The organism is Ralstonia sp. AU12-08 (assembly GCF_000442475.1).
GTDB lineage: Bacteria > Pseudomonadota > Gammaproteobacteria > Burkholderiales > Burkholderiaceae > Ralstonia > Ralstonia insidiosa.
Window position 1 is genome coordinate 47,302 of sequence record NZ_ASZV01000022.1, and the last position, 20,911, is coordinate 68,212.

Consider the following 20,911-nt stretch of genomic DNA (forward strand, 5'->3'; position numbering starts at 1 on the left):
GGTTTGTTCTTGTTTCGGGCAGCAGTTGCCCGCGCGGCTGAAAACCAACCGCGACGCGTCAAACAGCGGCAGTGGATCGGGCTATTTAGCGGGAATCGGGTCGAGCCCGGTCTGGACCAGCTTGGCAGCGACTTCGGGCGAGCGCAGATAGGCGATGAGACCTTCGGCGGCCTGGCGCTCCTTGGCATCCTTGGCCACTGCAGCCGCAATCACGCTCGTCTTCTGCACTTCGGCAGGCAACGGGCCGACATACTGGATGCCGCTAAACGCGCGCAGCTCGCTGATCTGCTGCAGGCCCAGATCGGCATCGCCACGCTCCAGCGCCGAGCCCACCAGCTCCTTGCCCCGGATCAGCACGCTCTTGGCTTTCATCTGCTCGGCAATGCCCAGCCGCTCAAACAGCGTGCCGGTGATGTAGGTGCCGCTGGCCCCCTCGGAGAAGGCCACGGACTTGGCGGCGAGCAGCGCGTTGCGCAGGTCGTCCACCGTGCGGATCGTTGGCACGGGCAGCCCCTTGCGTACCGCCACGCCGACCCCCGACCCCACCAGATCAGCACGCGACTCCGGGATGAAGCGCCCCTGCTTGACCTGCTCCGTCAGCGCGGCGCCGATCATGAAGCAGACATCCATCGATTCGCCGTTCTTGATGCGCATCGGCAAGGCGTCGGGTGAGGTGCCGTAGGACGGTCCCCACGCGATGATCAGGTGATTGCCCGACTGCCGCTCGTACGCCGGTACGACCTGCTCGAACGCTGCGTGCAACGCACCCGTCGCCAGCACGTGAATATCGGCGGCCCAGGCCGCACCGTTTGTGGCGATCAACGGCACTGCGCACAGCGTATGCGCCGCAAACCGGCGCACTCTGGATTGGAACGGCATGTCTTGTCTCCTAAGTCGTTCTCGTTTGGTTTCTGGTGTTGCAGAACTAAACCGCCCCGCGTGTATTCACGTACAGGGCGTAAAGCGATGTGGTGGACGCCATGAAAAGGCGGTTGAGGTGCCGCCCGCCGAAGCACAGGTTGGCGCAGCGCTCCGGCAGTGCGATGTGGCCAATCGCAGTGCCGTCGGGTGCAAACACGCGCACGCCATCAAGCTCCGCCGTGCCCGTGCCCCAGCCACACCACAGGTTGCCGTGCACATCGACGCGAAAGCCGTCGGGCGCCCCGTCCCCGGCATCGATCAGCACACGGCGATGAGCCAGCGCTTTGCCATCGACCACATCGAATGCGAGGATCTCGCGCGGCCGCGCACGCGATGCAACCACATACAACGTGCGCTCATCCGGCGAGAACGCCAGCCCGTTGGGCCCGAGCACATCGTCAGCAACACAGTCCAATCGCCCATCGCGTGGGTCGATGCGGTAAATGCTGGCCGGCAACTGCGGCTCGGCAATCTGGCCCATGTAGTCGCTCACCAGGCCAAACGGCGGATCGGTAAACCACACTGCACCATCACTGGCGACCACCACATCGTTGGGCGAATTGAGCGGCCTGCCCTCGAACTCGCAGGCCAACACGGTGATGCTGCCGTCGTATTCCGTGCGCGTGACGCGGCGCTGGCCGTGTTCGCACGCAATCAACCTGCCCTGCCGGTCGCGCGTCAGGCCGTTGGCTTTGTCCGAAGGCGCACGGTATGTCGCCACCGCACCGGACGCTTCGTCCCAACGCAGGATGCGATCGTTCGGCAGGTCGGTCCAATAGAGCGCCCCGGCATCGCCAAACCAGACGGGGCCTTCTGCCCAACGGCAGCCCGTCCACAAGCGTTCGACCTTGGCGTGCGGCAAACGGTAGTGCTCGAACCTTGGGTCCAGGATGCGCACCGCCGGGTCAGGTGTGCGCAGGCTCGGTTGCCATCCATCGTTGCTCATCGCTGGCCCTCCTTGACGCGCGTCAGTAGCACCAGAGACAGCAGCGTTGCCAGCACCAACATGGCACCCATGCCGATCAGCCCTGCCTTGAACGAGCCTGTCGCATCTTTGAGCCAGCCCACCATATACGGGCCGAACAACCCGCCAAGGCTCCCAACCGAGTTGATGAACGCCAGCCCGCCCGCAGCGGCCTGCTTATCGAGGAACGTGGCTGGAATGCTGTAGAAGCAGGTGCGCACGGACGACAGCCCGACCACCGCCACCGTCAACCCGAGCATGGCCGGCACCAGTGCATCGGACGCCACCGACGCAAAGAAGCCCAGCGCCGCCACCGCACAGGTCATGACCAGATGCAGAACGTAGCGCTGCGTGCGCGCCACCACGCGTGCCCAGCCCAGCATCACAAGGGCGCCAACAACATAGGGCAGCGCCGTGGCAAAGCCCACCTGCGTGTTCGACAGATGATGCGTCTTGAGGATGGTCGGCATCCACACGCCAATGCCGAGAATCCCGATGATGTAGCTGAACAGGATGCCCGTCAGCAGCCAGACACGCGCGTCTTTGAGGGCGGGCCCGAGGCGATGCTCGACCGCTGTGCTGCGCTCCCGCTCGATGGCCGACGCCAGGGCGGCGCGCTCTTCCTCTGTCAGCCACGTTGCGTTATCCGGACGGTCGGTCAGCATGCGCAGGCACAGCACGCCTAGCACACAGGCCGGCAACCCTTGCAGGATGAACAGCCACTGCCAGCCGTGCAGCCCAAGCCAACCGTCCAGCTCCAGCATCGACACCGACAGCGGCCCGCTGAACACCGATGAGAGTGGAATCGCGGCGAGGAACCACCCCATCATGCGTGTGCGGTACCGCGACGGAAACCACAGCGTCAGATAGAAGATGACGCCCGGAAAGAAACCCGCCTCGCCAATACCAGCGAGCAAGCGGATCGCCGCATAGCTATTAGGGCCGGCAGCCAGGCTGGTGCCCGCGGCAAACAGGCCCCACGTGATCATGATCCGCGCCAGCCAGCGGCGCGCGCCGTAGCGATACAGCGCCAGGTTGCTCGGCACCTCGAACAGACAATAGCCAACGTAGAAGATGCCGGCAGCCAGACCAAACTGGGCGGCGCTCAAACCCAGGTCGCGGTTCATGGTCAGCGCGGCAAAGCCGACGTTGGTCCGGTCGAGGTAGTTGACGAAGTAGGCAAGCGCGAGCAGCGGGACCAGACGCCACGCGGCTTTGCGGCAGGCGCTTTGCTCAGCCGTACGCTCTGCCTGGGCGGCATCGATAAGGGTGGCTTGCATGACGATGCCTCAGAAATAGAGCCGCTGCGGGTTATGGACCAGCACAGCTTCGGCGGCTTCAGGACCGCAGACTTCCTGCACGAACGCAAGCAGGCTGCTGTCGTCCGGCACGTCTCCCTTGATGTTGGGGTGGGGCCAGTCGGTACCCCAGATGGCACGGTCGGGTGCCGCTTGCACCAGGCGCTTCATCAGCGGCAATGCTGCCTCCCACGGCGGTGCCGCGCCTTGCATGACGCGGTCGACCCCAGACAACTTGATCCACCTATTGTCTTGACGCAGATGACGCTCCAGCTCGCGCATGGCAGCTTCGTCCAGCGGACGGGTTGCATCCTGACGAGCCATGTGGTCGATCACCAGCGGCACGTCGAGGTCTTCCCACGCGTCGAGCACCGGCAGAAGCTGATCCAGTTGCCCATGGAGCAGCACGTGCCAACCCATCGGCCCGACGCGCTCGGCGAGTTCGTGCAAGCGGCCCAGATCACGGTCGCCCGGCAGATGGCCCATGAAGTTGAAGCGGATGCCACGCACGCCGCCCGCATGCAGTTCGCGCAGGGCATCGTCGCTCGTGGTGTGGTCGATCAGCGCGATGCCGCGATAACGCCCCTTCGTCATGGCCAGCGCTGCCAGCAGCGCGCGGTGATCCGACTGGTAGCACGCCGCCTGCACCAGCACGCCGTGCGTGACCCCCAGTTGCTCATGCAGCGCAAGCAGTTGCGTCATCGGGGCTTCCGCCGGGCGATACGACGCATCGGCCGGCAGCGGAAACGCGTCCCACGGCCCGTAGATGTGCGTATGACAATCCCACACGCCGCCGTTCAATTCGCCTTGCATGATCAGTCGCACCGCGCCGTCATGCCGCCGTCGACCACGACTTCGGTACCGGTAATAAAGCGCGCCTCGTCCGAAGCGAGGAACAGCGCGGCATGCGCGGTATCGCGCCCGTCGCCCATGAAGCCGAGCGGAATGCGAGCAAGGCGACTTTCCAACAGCTTGTCGACATCGCCGCCGGAGCGCTGGCCGGCCAGACGCACTTCCACCATAGGCGTATGCAATTGCCCCGGCACCACGGTATTCACGCGAATGCCCTTCTTCGCATACTCGACCGCCACCACCTTGGAGAGCTGGATCACGCCGGCCTTGCACGCGGCGTAAGCCACTTGTGCCGAGCCCGTCCAGCGGATGCCCGACGTGGACGCCGTATTGACGATGGCGCCGCTGCCTTGCGCTTCCATCACGGGCAGCACGTGCTTGCAGGTCAGATAGACGCTCTTGAGGTTGAATGCGACCTGCGCATCCCACTTGTCTTCCGACAACGCCACAGGGCCGCCAGCAGCAGAGCCGCCCACGTTGTTCACCAAGATATCGACGCGGCCGTATTGCTCCACGCACGCATCGACCATGGCTTTCACGGCGGCGGTGTCAGTCACGTCGCAGGTGTACGGCGTAACGTCACCACCGGCCTCGCGGACGCGGCGCACCGTTTCCTCCATGGCATCGAGGTTCTTGTCGACCGCGAAAACGCGCGCCCCTGCCATCGCAAACAGCACAGCCACGGCGCGGCCGTTACCCCAGCCCGGGCCGACGCAGCCCGCGCCGGTCACGATGGCCACCTTGCCTGCCAGTCGGCCTGCAGCCGTGGTTTGTTCAAATTCGGTCGTTGCTTGCACAGTGCATTCCTTTTGCTTATTGCAGATTCGTGGGCAGTTCGGGCGTGGCGCCGACAGGCGGCGGCACGTTGAATGCCTTGATGGTCATGGAGATGAGCGTGTAGTAGCCCGCGATGCCAACCAGATCGACCACGCCGTCCTGCCCGATGGCGTCCAGCAGTTCGGCGTACAGGCGGTCGTCCACCTCGCGGCTTGCATGCAGTTGCGTAAGGAAGGCGAAGACGAGTGCCTCGTCGCGCTGCTCGAACGCGGGCTTCCTGCCGTCACGAATGGCGTCGATCACCGCTGGTGACACACCAGCCTCGAGCGCGAACGGCTTGTGCGCGGCCCACTCGTACTCCGCCAGCCAGTAGCGGCCCATGAACAGGATGGCCAGTTCGGACAGGCGCGGCGGCAGGCTGCTGTCGTAGCGGCAGTAGCGTCCGAGCGCCTGCGCGCGATCGGCCAGCAGGGGGCGATGCAGCCAGACGGCCAACGGGCCGCGCACACCCTTGCGGGGGCCATTGGCAATGGCGTCGTAGACGGCACGCTGGTCTGCGTCCAGCGCATCAGGATCGGGGGCGGGAATGCGTTGCATGTTGGGTTTGCTCAGTGAGTCAGTGCGTCTTGCGCGACCGCAGCTTGTGCGGCGGGCTTCTGCAGCTTGAGGAGAGAAGAACGGGCCTGTCCGCCGGTCTCGCGATGGAAGGCTTCTGCATCGAACGCGCCTTCCCAACGGGCGATGGCGAAGACAGCCATGGTGTTGCCCACCACGTTGACGAGTGCTGTGGCGATGGCCATGACGCGGTCGATGCCGAACAGCAAGCCCAGCCCAGCCACAGGCAGCGAGCGCACCGATTGCAGCGTGGCCGCCAGCTTGACGAATGCGCCGCCGGCAACCGTGGTGCCACCCTTGGAGGTCAGGCTCAGGATGGCGAGCAACCCAAGTTGCTGCCACAGCGAGAATGGCGTATCCGTAGCCTGCGCAATAAAGCCCACCGCGATGGCCATATAGATGGAGGTGCCGTCGAGGTTGAAGCTATAACCCGCGGGCAGAACGAAGCCGACCACGGCTTCATCACAGCCTGCACGCTGCAGCTTCTCTACCAGACGCGGGAAGGCCACCTCACTTGATGCCGTGCCGAAGATCAGCAGCATCTCGTCGCGAATCAGCTTGAGCACGCTGAAGTAAGGCAGACCGATCATCCAGCTGATCGAGCTGAGCACGCCGAACACGAACAGCAGCGAGGCGGCGTAATACAGCACGATGACCTTGAGCAGATACAGCAGCGTCACGCCGCCATAGCTGCCCACAGCCGCCGCCATGGCACCGAACGCGCCCAGCGGTGCCAGCCTCATGATGAAGCCGAGCATGCGGAACAGCACCTTCTGCGCTTCATCCATACCGCGCAGCAGCACAGAATCCGGCCCCACCGACAAGTTGAGCGCCAAGCCCGCCAGAATCGAGATGATCAGCACCTGCACGATGTCGCCTTTAGCAAAGGCGTCGACAAGCGTGTGTGGAATCAGGCTGAGCAAGTAGTTGACGGCCGAGATGCCGCCAGCGTTGCTCGTGGCCTTCACTGCATCAGCGCTTTCCGCGAGGTTGGTGGCGTGCAGCCCCACCCCGGGCTCGAACACGTTGACGAGCACAAAGCCCAGCACCATGGCCACCGTGCTGACGACTTCGAAGTACACCAGCGACTTCACGCCCATGCGGCCGAGCATGCGCAGGTCGCGCACGTGCGCCAAGCCCTGCACCAGCGTGCAGAAGATGATCGGAGCCAGCATCATCTTCAGCAGCGCGATGAACGCCTGCCCGATGGGTTTCATGGCAACGGCCCACTGGGGTGCAGCGATGCCGAGAACGACCGCACACGCCAGGCCGATCAAGACCTGCACGTGCAGCTTCTTCAGATGTTTCATGGTGTCTCCTGCGTCCAGTCGTTCAGGGCTCTGCGTTACCACCGGCACCTGCTTGCTGGACTTGTCTTGCTTGAAAGTCGGTCGTCACCGGACGTGAACGCCGCTGGCTGTTGGCCTGAGGGGCGAGCCGTCTCCTGCACGAGTTTGGTGATTTGTTATTTGTGGAAAGCATAGATTGACGGCCTTTTCTTGACAAAGACCATGTGAACATACAAAGCTATGCTTCTACGGCATATCTGAACACAAGCATGGACATCCGCGAACTCAAGAGCTTCATCCGCGTGGCGCGTGCCGGCAGTTTCAGCCGCGCGGCGGCCGAGCTGTACATCGCGCAACCTGCGCTGAGTCGACAGATCGCAAAACTGGAAGCGGAGATTGGTGTGCCGCTGCTGGTTCGGCACGGCCGTGGCGTTCGGCTCACCTCAGCCGGCTCGCGTCTGCTGGAGCGCGCTGAAATGATCACGCACCTCCTCAGCGAAACCGGTGAGGACGTACGCGCCAGCGCGGACGAGGAGCGTGGCCATCTGGCCGTTGGCCTGCCCCCGACCATAGGTGCACTGATCGGCGCCGATCTCGTCCAAGACTTTCGGGCGCAATGGCCCCGGGTATCGCTGCATGTGCGAGAAGGCCTGAGCAGCTCGCTACAGGAGTGGGTGCTGGATCGGCGCGTTGACCTAGCCGTCGTCTACAACCAGCCGCCGCTGGATGCGTTCCACGTGCGCCCATTGTTCAGCGAGCCCATGATTCTTGTGGGGCCGCCCGGCTCAGAGGCCGATCAGCGCGAATACCAGATTCGAGACCTCGCCAGCATTCCGCTGATCCTGCCCGGCCTGCCGCACAGCAATCGCCGCCTGGTCGAACAGGCGGCGATTCAGCACGGTGTGCGCCTGCGCGTCGCCCTGGAAGTCGACAGCGTGTCGCTGACCAAGCAACTGGTGAAGTCCGGTGCTGGCTATTCGATCCTGACCTACATCGCGATCAAGGAGGAGATCGCGCGCGGTGAACTTGTGGCGCATCGCATTGGCCGTCCCGGCATCCGTTCGAGTGTGGCGATCACGACCTTGCGCGAGAATCCGCCTTCCCGCTTCGCCGCTGCCTGGACCGCCCTGCTGCAAGACAGGCTCAAGCAATTCATTGCGTCGGAATCGTGGAAGGCGGATGTGGTGTGGCCGAATGACGATGGGCGGTGACTAAGCCGACTCGTCCGGCTCGCCCGGCACAGATGTCACCGCTAAAACTGGTACCCCACCGACAGAAAGCTCGCCAACGGGTTGATCCGCACCTTCGATGTCGTCGTCACGGTGCCAACCGGTGCCTGCGTCGTCAGCGTCGCCGTGGTGGATAGCCACATGTACGACACCGACGCACCAATCGACCAATGGGCGTCGATGTTGTACGTCAGGCCTGCATTGACGATCGGCGCCCATGACTTGCTGAGCGATGCCGTGGTCGGGCCGACCAGCATGGAGCCGGTAGCTGGCGAGGCGAGAATCTGCCCGGTTGCCAACGGTCGGCTCAACTCGATATCGCGATACCAGACATAGGCCAGCCCGGCGCCGAGATACGGTCTGACACGCGCGGTCGGCTCGCCAAAGTGGTATTGCACTTGCGCGGCCGGACTCCATGCCCGCGCCGTGCCCATCTCCCCGACGGACGCCAGCGATCCGGTCCCGCTCAGGTGCAGCTTGGGCGGAATGCCGAGCACGGTTTCGAGCGCCACATGGTCAGTGACGAAGTACCGCGTGGTGAGTGCAAAGGTATTGGCGTTGGCCAGCGTCGACCCGCTGCCGGGCACCACGGCCGATTGCCCGAGTGCATTCACCGTCAGCGGTTGGCTGGAATCTTGAGGGGCAAGATGCATCCAGCCTGCGTTGACGACCCACTGCCCTGCTGACTGCGCATGGGCGAACGAGGTCGCCGCGATCGACAAGAGCATTGCCGCGCGTGAGTACTTCATGTTGTCTCCGATTTTTCTAATGTAGGAACTGCAACTGCAGGAATGCGCCGCCATGCGGCGCGGGGCACTTCGCCCGCTCACGCGGTGGTGGGCAGGCGAGGAATTCCTCCTTCGATCAGGTGAGTCAAAAAAACGCTCGGCTCACCCGCGCTTCAATTGACGGAAAAGGGAAATGGAAAACGGCCAAGCACCTCACGCGCGGCAGCAATCGATGCCGATGCGTCGAGCTTGACCGACGCAACGAGGCCTCTGGTCTTGTCCTCGGCAACCTCCAGCGCGTCAAACGCGATACCCGCATCGCTGAGTGCCGCAGACAAGGCTTCACGCGTTTCACGGTGCTTGAGTGCCGGCTTGAAGATCTTGCCCACCGCAGTCAGGGGCATCGTCTCAATGATGTTGACTTGCCGGGGCAGCGCCGCGCGTTCAGCAATCTCCGCCTTCAGGAAGGCCAGCAAATCGGCTTCCGTGGCAGACGCACCCGCACGCAGTTGCACGTACGCAACCGGCAGCTCGCCCGCGTGCACATCCGGGCGCCCAACGGCAGCCGCAATCTGCACCGCAGGGTGACGATGCAGTGGCGCTTCGATGGTGAGCGGATCGATGTTGTGGCCGCCCCGGATGATCAGCTCCTTCTTGCGGCCCGTGAGCCAGAAGTAGCCTTGTTCGTCCTGCCGAGCCAGATCACCGGTATTGAGCCAGCGCTGGCCATCGCCCGTATCGACCCAGAGCCCCTTGTTCTGCTCTACCTGGCGGTAGCCCGCAAAGACATTCGGCCCCGACACCAAGAGCACGCCAACTTCATCGGCAACGCAATCGCGCAGATACTCGCCGCCCTCGCCCAACACAACGGCCTTCATCCGCTGCGTGGGAACGCGCAGGCCGATGGAGCCAAGACGGCGCTCGCCCATTGGCGGGTTGACGCTGCTCACGCACGTCGCCTCGGTGAGCCCATAGCCCTCGAGAATCTTGATACCCGTCTGCTCCTGAAAGCGGCGGAACACTTCGATGGGCATCGGCGCGGCGCCGCATAGGCCGTATTCGAGCGACCCCACATCCCGCTCGCCAACGGGCACCTGAAGCAGCGAGGCGTAAAGCGTCGGCACGCCGCTGAAGAAATTCACGCGATGGTGCTCGACGATCTCCCAGAAGCGCTGGATCACGCCTTCACCGCGATAGCCCTGCGGGGTGCCAAGCACGACGTGCGCGCCCTTGGAGAACGGCAGCAGCCCGGTCACCAGAACGCCATTGACGTGGAACAGCGGCAAGCCGCAAAACACCACCTTGCCAGGGCCGATGCCGTCGCCCAGCACCTGCGCCGTGCTCCACGCATTTGCCACTTCATTGCCGTGGGTGCGCATCGCGATCTTCGGCAAGCCGGTGGTGCCGCCCGTGCAGAAGTACGAGGACGCATCTTGCGCAGTAATATGCCGCCGGCTGTTCAGGCCGTCTGCACGCTGCGCCTGGGTCGCGCTGTTGAAATCGTGGATGCGCACCGACATCGGGACAGCGCCATGCACGCCCTGTGGACCGAGCAAGCGCAGCACTTCGTTCTTTTGCACTTGCGCCGCACATTGCGCCGCGCCATGCACGCGGTCAGCCAGGTTCACCAGCACCAAGTGCCGCAGGCTCTTGATCGAAGGCAAATGCGGTTGCAGCTTGATCCAGGTATCGGTGCCGGGAAACGGCGCCAACGTGACGAGCACCGATGCACCCGCGGCAATGAGCAGCTCAGCCAGCGCTTGCCCTTCAAGCAGCGGATTGAACGCCGCGACGATACCGGCTGCCTGCCCGCCCCAGATCACGAAATGCGTTTCCGGAAGGTTGGGCAGCACAAATGCGATCACGCTGTCTTTCTTGACGCCGATGCTGTCAAAGAAATTGGCCGTCTGCGTGATGCGCGCAAGAAGCGCCGCATAGCTCCACGTCTGCGGCGTACGGTGATCATTGACGCTCAAAAAGAAGCTCAATGCCGGCGCCTCCGGATTCAGGCTGGCGCCACGGCGAATCATCTCGTAGGTGCTCTGCGGAAGACCGGGCGGAAGACCGTGCGCCTCCGCCGCTTCCACGTCCTGCAGGCTGGAAAAACCAGACATGGCGCTCACTCCTCAGCAACGATGCGATTGCGCTGCGTGCCCAGATCGATCCGTCCGTCCGACGAGTGGATCCGTGCTTCCACCACATCGCCCGGCTTCAGGTATTGAGGGCGCGCAGCCTGCACTTTCAGGAACATCTCCCACTTCGCCTTCTCGGGCAGCATGGCGGCCATCTTTTGCTTGGTTGGCGACGGCACGGACAACGCGCAGCCCGCGGGCGTGCCCGTGGCCAGCAAATCGCCCGGTTCCAGGTCGTGCACGCGGGACAGCTCTGTCAGCGTCTCAGCGGGGCCGTAGACGAGGTTGGCCGTCGTGTCGTCCTGCCGGAGCTTGTCGTTGACGGTCAGCTTGAGCTGCAGGTTTCTGAGTGCCGAAAACTCGCGCGGCTCCAGCAACGTCAGCCACGGCCCCACCGGCCCGAACGTGCGGAACGACTTGCCCTTGTAGAACTGCATCTGCGGAATCTGGACGTCGCGCGCGGAATAGTCGTTCACGATCACCGCGCCGGCCACGTACTCGTGCAGGTTGTCTTCGGTCACATCGACCGCCCCATGAATGGCCTTGCGCATCACCAGGCCAAGCTCGATCTCGTAATCGAGAAACTGCACACGCCTCGGCTTGATCACGTCACTGTCGGCCGCAACGATGCAGCTCGATGCCTTGGTGAAGATCATGTTGTACGTCTTCACGTCGGGGTCCATACCGGACTCGATCATGTGCTGGCGGTAGTTGGCACCCTGGCAGATGAACTGCTGGTTGCGCGTGACCGGAGACAGCAGCTTCACCGCTGACAAAGGCAGCGTTTCACCGTCCAGCGCGGCAAGCTTGGCCAGCGTGGTATTGCGGACGAAATCGCCCGTCGTGGCATAGGTGCCTGGCACGGGCGTGATGCGGGTATCGCGGATCACGCCCCATTGGGTTTGACCCTGATATTCGAAGCGAACGATATTGATGGACATGGCAAAAAATGCGTTGGATGGATGACAACTGACGGCGCTTGCGCTGCCTCAGGCAAAGAGCCGGGCCAGCGTGACCAGCTTGCGGAACGTCAGGTCGGGGCTGCGGCGCAGGTTGCGGATGAGCGCCGCAATGGCGGCCGGTGTCAGCTTCGGCTTGGTGAACGTGGCGGGCATCGACTGGCCCCACTGCGACATGGCCTCGCGGCTGACCGGGTGGATGCCGGTGGGTTGATCGGCGGTGAACAGGTCACCGTCGCAGTAGTGCTCGTGCTTGTCGCCCCACGGGTCTTGCCAGTAGTCGAAGATCTGGCTGCCGAGGATGTGCCGGCCCAGCCCCCAGGCGTGCTTCCACCCCTGCTCACGCAGCAGGCGATGCCCCATGCCGACGGCATCGGCATCGATCAGCTCAAAGGCGCTGTGGCTGTACTTCGACACAAACCCCTGAGCGAGCGCGAGCGTGTGGTGATCAGCCGGCGTATCGCCCAGATCCAGCCGCATGAAGGCAACCGCAGGCGAGCCATCCGGCAGCATCTGGACGTCGCTTGGAATGAACCCGAAGTGCTGCGTGTACCAGGCGCACGTCGCCTGAAAATCGGCAAGCTCCAACACGATATGCCCGAGGCGAATCACCTCCGGCGCACCCACGGGTGGTCGTTGGGTTTCGTTGATGCGCAAGGGTGCATCCGCTGAGTTGAGCGGCAATGGTGCGCGGTGCGGCAACTCGGCCGTGGGCGCCTGACCAGCAATGGCATCGACGCGGAACCCGGACGGATCGACAAGACGCACGCGAAAGCCACCGCCCGGCCACCCCGACGGCTCCACGGTCGATGCCCCAGGCAGTTTCGCCAAGGCATCCAACGCTGCACGGCCGGCGACCTGCAACCCGAAGCCGGCAAACGCGGCCTTTGGCGCCTTGCGCACGACATAGCAGAACGGCGCCGGTCCGGTCCCGCGCAAGAACAATGTTGCCTCGTCGCGCTGAACCGTCACGAGACCAAAGTCGTTGAGGAACCGCTCGGCCTGCTCAAGATCGGGCCGATCGAACATCAGGTAGGCAAGCGCCAGCGCCTTCGTCGTCGGCTGCGGATGGCGTGCAGGCTGTGCTGTGGTGAGCTTCATGGCAGGACACTCAAGCGGATTGAACGGCGGCGGCAGCTGCGGGTGCTGGCTCGGGTTCGCTACCCAGCAGCGCCAGGCTTTCGCGAACGAGGCGATCTGCCTCGGCGGCCGGCCCGTCGTGGACCACCGTGCGGTCCGGGCGCACGACGGCCGCCCAACCAACCGGTACCGCGTCGGGAAGGAACGTGCCGTTGATGTCTTCCCAAACACCGGACGCCTCACGATGCAGACGCTGTCCTCGATGCGCGATCTGGACGAACGCACCGCCGAGACGTTCAAACGCGGCTGCCGTTGCAGGTTGGAGTGCCGTGCTGGCGTCGCCGCCAAAACTGACGAGCGTGTAGCCGTGGCCGAGCACGTCATCGCTCAGGCACGTGCGCCCCTCCGCATTCCTGATCCAGCCCTGTGGGATCACGCCGCCGCGCGTCAGCTTGGTCGACGAGCAGCCTTTGACAAAGAGCCCCGTCTTGAACGCGTTCTTCGGCTTGATGCGCAGTTCTTCAAACTGCGAGCGCAAGCCAGGCACGAGCCGGGTCAAGCGCATCAGGCCGTGCGTCAACAGCGCGATGGGGGCGCTGCGCGGCATCACCAGCTTGCCCATGAACCGCGCGAGATTGATCATGGCTTTCGCATGCGGGCGGCGCTCCTCGTCGTAGCTGTCGAGAATCCGCGCATCCGCCCGCCCTTGCAGCACCCAGGCCAGCTTCCAGCTCAAGTTGGCAGCGTCTCGCAACCCGGCGACCAGCCCCTGGCCGACAAACGGCGGCGTAATGTGCGCGGCGTCACCGACAAGAAACACGCGGCCCACGCTGAACCGGTCGACGGTTCGGGCATGAAAGCGATAGACCGCCTTGCGTTCGATCGTGATGCTGTCAACGTCCGTCCACGGAGCGAGCAACTCGCGAATGCGGCTGTCCGACTCCATCTCTTCGCGACTTTCGCCCGGCTGGAGCATGAACTCCCAACGCTCGCGCGCGCCTGGGGCGACCATGTGCGGCGTAGGACGACGGTGGTCGCAGAGGAATTCAACGTGGTCGATCGGCTTGGGAACGTGCCGCGCGTCGACGATGAGCCAGTCCTCCGCGTACGTCGTGCCCCGAAATTCCTGGCCGATCAGATGGCGCACCAGCGAACTCGCGCCGTCAGCCCCCACCACGTAGCGCGCGCGGACCCGGTGTACCTGGCCCCGCCCGACATCGAGCGAAGCCAACACGCAATCCGGCAGATTGGTGACGCTGAGCAGCGTCGTACCCAGCGCGATATGCACGCCCTCGTTCGCCGCCAAGCGTGCCCGCAGGCAGCGCTCCAGGTCCGGCTGATAGAACGTAACGAGCTTCGGATGGCCGTCCAGGCTGCCCAGCGTATTGACCCGGCCGAATTCGCCGAGCCAGGGCGAATGCATGCGGACATGCGGGATGGCCACCGTTTCGAAATCGCCCTCGCCGATCCCAGCCTGTTGCAGGATGCGCAAGGCTTCGTTGTCCAGCGCAATGGCACGCGGGGCCATGTAGATGTCGGGCGCCTTGTCGACGGCCATCACGCTCACGCCATGACGCGCCAGCAGATTGGCCACCATGGCGCCAACGGGGCCAAGCCCCACGACAAGGATGTCTATTTGAGATGGCAGGTCACCGGCCCCGTGGGGGCGTGCGCCATCCGCAACGCGTGAACTGGCACGCGCATGTGCATTTGTCTCCACCGCTACTCCGTGTCTTTGTCTACGTCTTTACCAGGCTTCGCTCGCCTTTTTTGACATTAAAGTCATCGCTGATGATTTTGTCAATATCGACATTCGAATCTATAATTGCAGCCACAACAAGGACTCCAGACCACCATGGCCACCACCGAGACTCGCCGCACCCCGAAGCGCGCCACCGCGAAGACGCCCGCCCCTCCGCCGCCTGCCGTTGAGGAACGCGAACCCCGTGGCGCACGGCGCAAGCGGGAAACGCGTGCACGGCTGCTGGATGCCGCACTCCGGCTCATGGCCGATCGCGGCATGGAAGGTGTGGCCATCAACGAAATTACGGAGGCGGCGGACGTCGGGTTCGGGTCGTTCTACAACCACTTCGAATCGAAGGAAGCCATCTACGCCGCGCTGGTGAGCTCGGTGTTTGAAGAGTTCGCCGATTCGCTCGACAAGGTGACGGAGGGGCTCGCCGATCCGGCGGAGATCATTTCCGTGTCGGTGCGGCATACGCTGGTTCGGGCACGGCGCGAGCCGGTGTGGGGGCGGTTTCTCATCCGCGAGGGCTTCTCGGCGCGCGTGCTGACGCAGGGCCTCGGCCAGCGCCTGCGGCGCGATATCGAGCGCGGTATCGCGGCGAAGCGGTTTGTCGTGGCGGATCCGTTCATCGGCTTCCTGTCGGTCGGCGGCACGGTGCTGACGGCCATCTCGGCAGAGCTCAACTTTCTGGCGCCCGGCGCGCCGGCTGCCGACATCCTCAAGGAGCTGGGCTTCACGGGGGAGCACTTCCCCGAACGCACGGCAGCGGTGCTGCTTCAAACGCTGGGGCTCAAGCGCGCCGAGGCCGAAAAAGTGGCCGCCCGGCCGCTGCCCGTCGTGGAAACGGCAGACAGCGCAAGCTGATCGGATCAGCGGCGCTGCAGCGCGCGCTGATCGACCAACCTCACTTAGCCAACATACTGGCCGACGAATCCACGCAACCTGCCATCGGCCGAGCCGCCTCGGATGGTGCGGCAGCGTAAGCCAGTAGAGGCGCCGCCATCTGCGAAGCCAGCGCGTTCAAGGCACGCCGCTGGCCCTGCACCACGCCATCGATGCCTGCGGGCACAACTTCGCGGACGACACTGCGGCACGTCAGCATTGGACGATCTTCCGCTGTGCGAATCGTCCAGACGGCATCGATCAAGACATGCGAGCCGGGCCACGCATCAAACCGCTGTACATCCACGGCCACCCGGTAAACCGGGCGTTTTCCACCGTAGGGAAGGCCGTGCAGGTCCACCGCGCTGGTCCGCAACGCCAGCCCCGACGACAGCGTCGCACGAATCTCATCGGCCAAGGGCGACGCCCAGCGGTCCATCTCCAGCACGTCGACCTGGCCTGAGCTCCGCTGCACTACCAGCCGCCTGCCCGCCACCGACGGCGGAACACGAACTGGCAGCACGTCAACCAGCAACGTCGACGCGGGTGCTGCCACCGCAACCGCATCGTCCTCAGCCAAGCGATGAAAACGCGCCGGCGGCGAGCTGCATGCCGCCAGCGTTACGCAGGCAACCACGCCGACAAGTACGCGGCAAACTGGGAACCAGGACACACTCACCGCGCATCTCCTTTCTTGCCGAACAGCAGCGATTCCGGATGGCGCTCCAGATAGTCCGTCAGCGCATTGAGCGATTGAAGCGTGCGCGTCAGCTCCTGCATTGCCTCGTGCACATCGGACTGGAGCGGCGAGTCCTGTCGCAAGGTCGCCTGTGCTGCGTTGAAGGTCTGCTGTGCAGAAGCCAGCGTGTCCCGCGCCTGCGGCACCACTTCCGTATCCAGATGACCGAATAGGCGGTTTGCATTGTCGAGCGCGCCGTTCAGGTTGTTGCCGATCTTGTCGAAGGGCACCTGGTTGAGCTTCTTCGCAATGTCGGCAAGCTGCACCTGCAATTCATCCAGCGAATTCGGAACGGTCGGCAGTTCCACCGGCGAGCGATGGACATCGACCGTCGCACGCGGCGCCTTGGGGAACATGTCGAGCGCCACGTACAGCTGCCCCGTCAGCAGGTTGCCCATGCGAAGCTGCCCGCGCAGCCCCTGCATGACGAGGTGCTGCAGCAATTCATGGCCACCCGGCGTATCGGGTGCAGGAAGCGACGTGTTTATACGCCGACTGAGCCGCGACGGATACAGCGCCATCATGACTCGCATGCTGAACGTTTTCGCTGCCTCGTCGTATTCGATGCCGATGTCGGTGACGTTGCCCAGCGCAATGCCACGCAAATCCACCGGTGCGCCGACAGACAACCCACGCAGCGACTGGTTGAACCGCATGACCACCGTCAGCGGCGCGCCGTCGGGCTCGCGCATGGCGTCCGCTTCATCGGATGCCAGCTGGAACACGGTGCTATCGGGAGGCGGCGGCCCATCCGCCTGGCCCTGCGGCGTCTGAAACGCCAGGCCGCCGACGATGACGGTGGCAAGCGACTGCGTGTTCAGCTTCAACCCGCTGGAATCGAGCCGCAGGTCCACGCCGCTGGCGTGCCACCAGCGCGTGTTGGTCCCAACGTACTTGTCGTAGGGTGCGTTCACGAACACGTTCACCTGCACGCCCCCACCTTGCTTGTCCAACGCAAAGCCCACCACCTGCCCCACTTGCAGATGGCGATAGAACACCGGCGCACCGATATCGACGGACCCGAGCGAATCGCCGTGCAGCGAGAACTGCCGCCCTTGCTGATCGGTGGTGACGGAGGGCGGACTCTCCAGCCCCACAAACTGGGTCTGGCTGTCTTTGGAATGACCAATATCCACGCCGATGTACGCGCCTGACAGCAACGTGCCGAGCCCGGAAATGCCGCTCGCGCCCACACGTGGCCGGACCACCCAGAACCGGGTGTCCTTGCTTGCAAAGCGTTCGGCTTCTCGCGCCAGCTGGATCTTCACCATCACGCGCTTCAGATCCGGCGTGAGCGAGATGGCTTGAATCGTGCCAATCTCGACGTCCTTGTACTTCACCTTCGTCTTGCCGGCCTCAAGGCCTTCGGCATTGGCAAAGGTGACGGTCACGGCCGGGCCTTTCTCAGCGATGGTCTTGGCGACCAGCGCGAGCCCGATCAAGGCCGCAATCAGCGGCACGAGCCAGACCATGGAGGGAAGCCAGCGCCGCTGGGGCGTGATCTCGGGAAGGGGGTGATCGATAGGACGCATTGCGTGAAAGGAGAATGTGGCGGACGAGTGTTGTGCGCGGAATCCGGTCAGGAATCGTCTCGCGCGGATTCGGCGTCGTCGGGAACGGGGTCCCAGATCAGCCGGGGGTCGAACTGCATGGAGGCGATCATGGTGAGGATCACCACGGCGCCAAAGGCCAGTGCGCCCGGTCCAGCGGTGATGACGGCAAAGGAGCCGAAGTGCACCAACGCAACGGTGAGCGCCACCACGAACACATCGAGCATCGACCACCGGCCAATGCGCTCGACCAGGCGATAGAGCCGTGTTCTTTCGTGCGGGCGCCACGTGGAGCGCCGATGTGCCGCGAATACCAGCAGCGCCAGAATGGCGAGCTTGAGCATCGGCACCACCACGCTGGCAACAAAGACGACGGCCGCCAGACCCCAATCACCGGAAGTCCAGAAGTACGCCACCCCGCTGAGGATGGTGTCGTCTTCAGAACGGCCAAGTGAGGTGCTGTGCATCACCGGCAACAGATTGGCGGGGATGTAAAGCAGCGCGGCCGCCAGCAGCAATGCGGCTGTCCGCGAAATGCTGGCGGGGCGGCGTTCGTGCAGGGCCGTATGGCAACGACGGCACCGCTGGTGTGCTTGGCCATCGTGAAGCGGTTGCACGCTGCCGCAGGTGTGGCAGACAACCAGCCCGGCCTGCTTTGCGGGGACAGCCTTCACTGCGTCCGCTCGCAATTCAGCGGATGGCGTCGCACCGTCCGGTGCCTCGATCTCGTCGCAGGCGCGCCAGAGCCTGTGCGGATCGAACCGCGAAACCAGCGCAAGCAGCACCGTCAACGCGCCGAATGCAAACAGGCCCGCACCAGGAATCACCCGCGCGAGGCTGACCATTTTCACTGTCGTGACGAGCACACCCAGCATGAACACTTCGATCATTCCCCAAGGCCGAAGCCATTGAAGAAACCGGATGACGCGGCGAAATCCAAAAGGCACAGCCCCCGCGCGCAGGGGAAGCAACACGTAAAGCAACGCGAGCAATTCCATCGCTGGAAACAGCGTGGTCGTAAAGAGCACCACCGCAGCCACGATGCGCATCTGCCCCGTCCATAGCGAAGACACCGCATCAAGCAACGTGGCCTGCGACGCCATGCCCTGCGCCTTGAGCGCAATGATCGGGAAGCATTGCGCGATCACCAACGCAATGAGCGCCGCAACCGCCATGGCGCAGGTGAAGTCGAGTGTCGGGCGGGCGTGATGGGCGCCGCTCAGGTCGTTCGCACAACGCGAGCACCGGACGTGCAAGCCATCCGACAGTGGCGGCCGCCGAAACACGCGGTCGCATTCATGACAGGCAATCAGGTGGGTGGATTCCATGGGCGTGGGTAGGGTCTGCTTACATATGAAACGCGCGCACGCGAGGGGCAGATGGGTCGTAGGGCTAGGCGTGGACGGCGCCGCTTAGCCAGCTAAGCAAGCCGGCCGCAACGACGCCATGCGGCCCATCTGCCCCTCGCCCGAAGGGTTGGCCCGAGCGGGGGCCATCTGCTTTGTCGGCACGCCTTGCAAAGGGAATAACCCTTTGCGGCGGCGTCCTTCGCGCATCTGGCCCCCGCTCGGGCCAACGTGCGTGCGTTTCATATGTAAGCAGACCCTAGGCCAATCGGCATTGCGGGCGAAGCACGGCACTCCACGCTTGGGGCGTGGAGGCCGGGCCTATCCAAAGGCAATGTCAGTCTTTGGCGATCGTCTGATCGGTGTTGGCGGGCAGTTCACCCATGGCCTGCAGCAGCGCAGCCGTGTCGCTCATGCGCCGGCTGGTCGCGCGCACGGTGTCGAGCTGCGCATTCAGGTACTGCTGCTCGCTCGACTGCTCCGCGGATGCGGGCAACGCTCCCAAGCGGCGGCGCGATGCGGTCTCATTGAACGCGGTACGCGCTGCTGTCGATGCCACTTCGGCGGATGCCAGCGTCTGCGCATCGTTCTCCAATGCGGCGAGCGTATCGGCAACGTTCTCAAATGCCGACAGCACGGCCGACTTGTACTGCAGCACCGTTGCGTCATACAGCTCGAGCGTCGCCCGGCGGTGCGCCATCAATGCGCCACCGTGGAAGATGGGCTGCGATAGCCCCGCGCCCACCGCCCACAATCCACCTGCACCTGAAAGCAATGCCGGCCAGCTCAATCCGCCACGACCGAGCGAGGCTGTGAGCGACAGGCTCGGGAAGAGCTGCGCGGTGGCCTCGCCCGCATCTGCGGACGCCGCCTTGACCGCAGCGGCGGCAGCGCGGATATCCGGCCGAGCCCGCAACAGATCCGACGGTACTGCCACAGGCACCTGGTTCGGCAGCGAAAGGCTGCTGAACGCCGGCACCGAAGGCGCCGCATCCGGGGTGCGGCCCAGCAACACGGCCAGTGCATGGATGGAGACGGCGCGCTGTTGACGCAACTGCGGCAGCGTCGCCGCCAGCGACGCGGCGCTCTGCGTCGAAGCCAGCGCCTGCGCATGCGACAACGCGCCCAGCTCATACCGCCTCTGACTATCACGCGCCGTCGCGTCTGCCACCACAACGAGGCGTTCCGTCAATGCAATCTGCGCATCCAGCGCGGCCGCGTTGATCACTGTGCCGACGATATTCGCGGCAAGCGCACGCCGTGCCGCCTCCAGCTCGCAGCCGCGCACGTCCACCCGCGCAGCGCTCGCGGCATTGGCATAGCGCGTCGCGCCAAACAGGTCGAACGTGTAGTGCGCCTGCAGCTGCCCAACGAACACGTTGTAGCGCAGCGCCTCGGGCCCCACGCCTGTGAGGTTTGGCGTGCGTTGGCGCGAGACCTCCGCCCCGGCGTCGAGGGACGGCAGTGTGGATGCCCCCACCTGCGCGCGCAGTTCCTCCTGCGCGGCAGACAACGTCTTCTGCGTTGCGGCCAGCGTGGGGTTGTTGCGCAGCCCCTCCTCCACCAACGCGTTCAATGCATCGGAGCGATAGAGCTTCCACCATTGCGGCACGGGCGCAGCCCCCACATCAAACTGTTGGGCAACACCGGCCGCTTCCGCCGTCTTTGCAGGCGGCGTGGTCATGCCGTAGTGCTCTGGCGAGGGCACGGCAGGCGGCGTGTTGGTCGGCGCCAAGGAGCACGCCGAGAGTGCGAGTACCGACGTTGCGGCAAGCGCGCACATCATACGAGAGCGTTTCATGA

Annotated in this window: 18 protein-coding genes; 2 read left to right on the forward strand and 16 right to left on the reverse strand. The window is 64.3% G+C overall.

Annotated features, from left to right (window positions below):
• Positions 1-81: 81 nt before the first annotated feature.
• Genes C404_RS41865 through C404_RS41895 form a run of 7 tightly spaced genes read right to left on the reverse strand, consistent with a single transcriptional unit; the run spans position 82 to position 6,737 of the window.
• Positions 82-879 (reverse strand): substrate-binding domain-containing protein, encoded by a 798-nt coding sequence (locus C404_RS41865; protein WP_021194764.1) that lies wholly within the window; start codon positions 877-879, stop codon positions 82-84.
• Positions 880-925: 46 nt separating this feature from the next.
• A complete protein-coding gene (locus tag C404_RS41870) occupies positions 926-1,867 on the reverse strand; it encodes an SMP-30/gluconolactonase/LRE family protein (protein WP_021194765.1) in 942 nt (313 codons plus the stop codon).
• Complete coding sequence (locus tag C404_RS41875; RefSeq protein WP_021194766.1) at positions 1,864-3,165, reverse strand: MFS transporter; 1,302 nt, start codon at positions 3,163-3,165, stop codon at positions 1,864-1,866. Before C404_RS41875 ends, C404_RS41870 begins: the two co-directional genes overlap by 4 nt.
• 9 nt (positions 3,166-3,174) lie before the next feature.
• Complete coding sequence (locus C404_RS41880; RefSeq protein WP_021194767.1) at positions 3,175-3,996, reverse strand: amidohydrolase family protein; 822 nt, start codon at positions 3,994-3,996, stop codon at positions 3,175-3,177.
• Between the two features lie 2 nt (positions 3,997-3,998).
• Positions 3,999-4,832, reverse strand: a complete 834-nt coding sequence (locus C404_RS41885) for an SDR family NAD(P)-dependent oxidoreductase (protein WP_021194768.1) — start codon at positions 4,830-4,832, stop codon at positions 3,999-4,001.
• Positions 4,833-4,848: 16 nt separating this feature from the next.
• Complete coding sequence (locus C404_RS41890) at positions 4,849-5,409, reverse strand: carboxymuconolactone decarboxylase family protein (RefSeq protein ID WP_021194769.1); 561 nt, start codon at positions 5,407-5,409, stop codon at positions 4,849-4,851.
• Between the two features lie 11 nt (positions 5,410-5,420).
• Positions 5,421-6,737 (reverse strand): cation:dicarboxylate symporter family transporter, encoded by a 1,317-nt coding sequence (locus C404_RS41895; protein WP_021194770.1) that lies wholly within the window; start codon positions 6,735-6,737, stop codon positions 5,421-5,423.
• A gap of 248 nt (positions 6,738-6,985) precedes the next feature.
• Here C404_RS41895 and C404_RS41900 point away from each other — a divergent pair, with 248 nt between their 5' ends.
• Positions 6,986-7,927, forward strand: a complete 942-nt coding sequence (locus C404_RS41900; protein WP_021194771.1) for a LysR family transcriptional regulator — start codon at positions 6,986-6,988, stop codon at positions 7,925-7,927.
• A 41-nt stretch (positions 7,928-7,968) separates the two neighbouring features.
• Here the strand turns inward: C404_RS41900 and C404_RS41905 are convergent, their stop codons facing one another.
• From C404_RS41905 to C404_RS41925, 5 genes are all read right to left on the reverse strand, one after another.
• Positions 7,969-8,694: an OmpW/AlkL family protein gene (locus C404_RS41905; RefSeq protein ID WP_021194772.1), complete on the reverse strand. Its 726-nt coding sequence runs from the start codon at positions 8,692-8,694 to the stop codon at positions 7,969-7,971.
• A gap of 152 nt (positions 8,695-8,846) precedes the next feature.
• On the reverse strand, positions 8,847-10,787 hold the full coding sequence (locus C404_RS41910; RefSeq protein WP_021194773.1) for an acyl-CoA synthetase: 1,941 nt from the start codon (positions 10,785-10,787) through the stop codon (positions 8,847-8,849).
• 5 nt (positions 10,788-10,792) lie between these two features.
• Entirely contained in the window at positions 10,793-11,746 is a 954-nt protein-coding gene (locus tag C404_RS41915; protein WP_021194774.1) for a fumarylacetoacetate hydrolase family protein, read from the reverse strand.
• A gap of 48 nt (positions 11,747-11,794) precedes the next feature.
• Positions 11,795-12,865 (reverse strand): VOC family protein, encoded by a 1,071-nt coding sequence (locus C404_RS41920; RefSeq protein WP_021194775.1) that lies wholly within the window; start codon positions 12,863-12,865, stop codon positions 11,795-11,797.
• A gap of 10 nt (positions 12,866-12,875) precedes the next feature.
• Positions 12,876-14,564, reverse strand: coding sequence for a bifunctional 3-(3-hydroxy-phenyl)propionate/3-hydroxycinnamic acid hydroxylase (locus tag C404_RS41925; protein WP_031329327.1), 1,689 nt, complete (start codon positions 14,562-14,564; stop codon positions 12,876-12,878).
• A gap of 135 nt (positions 14,565-14,699) precedes the next feature.
• On the opposite strand from C404_RS41925, the gene C404_RS41930 reads away from it, so the two are divergent.
• Entirely contained in the window at positions 14,700-15,455 is a 756-nt protein-coding gene (locus C404_RS41930; RefSeq protein WP_021194777.1) for a TetR/AcrR family transcriptional regulator, read from the forward strand.
• A gap of 40 nt (positions 15,456-15,495) precedes the next feature.
• On the opposite strand, the gene C404_RS41935 is transcribed toward C404_RS41930, so the two are convergent.
• The 4 genes from C404_RS41935 to C404_RS41950 all read right to left on the reverse strand — a co-directional run bounded on the left by C404_RS41935 (position 15,496) and on the right by C404_RS41950 (position 20,909).
• A complete protein-coding gene (locus C404_RS41935) occupies positions 15,496-16,146 on the reverse strand; it encodes a PqiC family protein (protein WP_232317484.1) in 651 nt (216 codons plus the stop codon).
• Positions 16,147-16,148: 2 nt separating this feature from the next.
• Positions 16,149-17,744 (reverse strand): PqiB family protein, encoded by a 1,596-nt coding sequence (locus C404_RS41940; protein ID WP_031329328.1) that lies wholly within the window; start codon positions 17,742-17,744, stop codon positions 16,149-16,151.
• 47 nt (positions 17,745-17,791) lie between these two features.
• Positions 17,792-19,090, reverse strand: a complete 1,299-nt coding sequence (locus C404_RS41945) for a paraquat-inducible protein A (RefSeq protein WP_021194780.1) — start codon at positions 19,088-19,090, stop codon at positions 17,792-17,794.
• Positions 19,091-19,445: 355 nt separating this feature from the next.
• Entirely contained in the window at positions 19,446-20,909 is a 1,464-nt protein-coding gene (locus C404_RS41950) for an efflux transporter outer membrane subunit (protein WP_031329329.1), read from the reverse strand.
• Positions 20,910-20,911 lie beyond the last annotated feature (2 nt).

Coding starts and splice junctions, on each gene's coding strand:
- C404_RS41930 (WP_021194777.1), top strand. CDS start 14,700: ATGGCCACCACCGAGACTCGCCGCACCCCGAAGCGCGCCACCGCGAAG.
- C404_RS41950 (WP_031329329.1), bottom strand. CDS start 20,909: ATGAAACGCTCTCGTATGATGTGCGCGCTTGCCGCAACGTCGGTACTC.
- C404_RS41875 (WP_021194766.1), bottom strand. CDS start 3,165: ATGCAAGCCACCCTTATCGATGCCGCCCAGGCAGAGCGTACGGCTGAG.
- C404_RS41945 (WP_021194780.1), bottom strand. CDS start 19,090: ATGGAATCCACCCACCTGATTGCCTGTCATGAATGCGACCGCGTGTTT.
- C404_RS41895 (WP_021194770.1), bottom strand. CDS start 6,737: ATGAAACATCTGAAGAAGCTGCACGTGCAGGTCTTGATCGGCCTGGCG.
- C404_RS41910 (WP_021194773.1), bottom strand. CDS start 10,787: ATGTCTGGTTTTTCCAGCCTGCAGGACGTGGAAGCGGCGGAGGCGCAC.
- C404_RS41870 (WP_021194765.1), bottom strand. CDS start 1,867: ATGAGCAACGATGGATGGCAACCGAGCCTGCGCACACCTGACCCGGCG.
- C404_RS41900 (WP_021194771.1), top strand. CDS start 6,986: ATGGACATCCGCGAACTCAAGAGCTTCATCCGCGTGGCGCGTGCCGGC.
- C404_RS41920 (WP_021194775.1), bottom strand. CDS start 12,865: ATGAAGCTCACCACAGCACAGCCTGCACGCCATCCGCAGCCGACGACG.
- C404_RS41915 (WP_021194774.1), bottom strand. CDS start 11,746: ATGTCCATCAATATCGTTCGCTTCGAATATCAGGGTCAAACCCAATGG.
- C404_RS41940 (WP_031329328.1), bottom strand. CDS start 17,744: ATGCGTCCTATCGATCACCCCCTTCCCGAGATCACGCCCCAGCGGCGC.
- C404_RS41865 (WP_021194764.1), bottom strand. CDS start 879: ATGCCGTTCCAATCCAGAGTGCGCCGGTTTGCGGCGCATACGCTGTGC.
- C404_RS41880 (WP_021194767.1), bottom strand. CDS start 3,996: ATGCAAGGCGAATTGAACGGCGGCGTGTGGGATTGTCATACGCACATC.
- C404_RS41890 (WP_021194769.1), bottom strand. CDS start 5,409: ATGCAACGCATTCCCGCCCCCGATCCTGATGCGCTGGACGCAGACCAG.
- C404_RS41905 (WP_021194772.1), bottom strand. CDS start 8,694: ATGAAGTACTCACGCGCGGCAATGCTCTTGTCGATCGCGGCGACCTCG.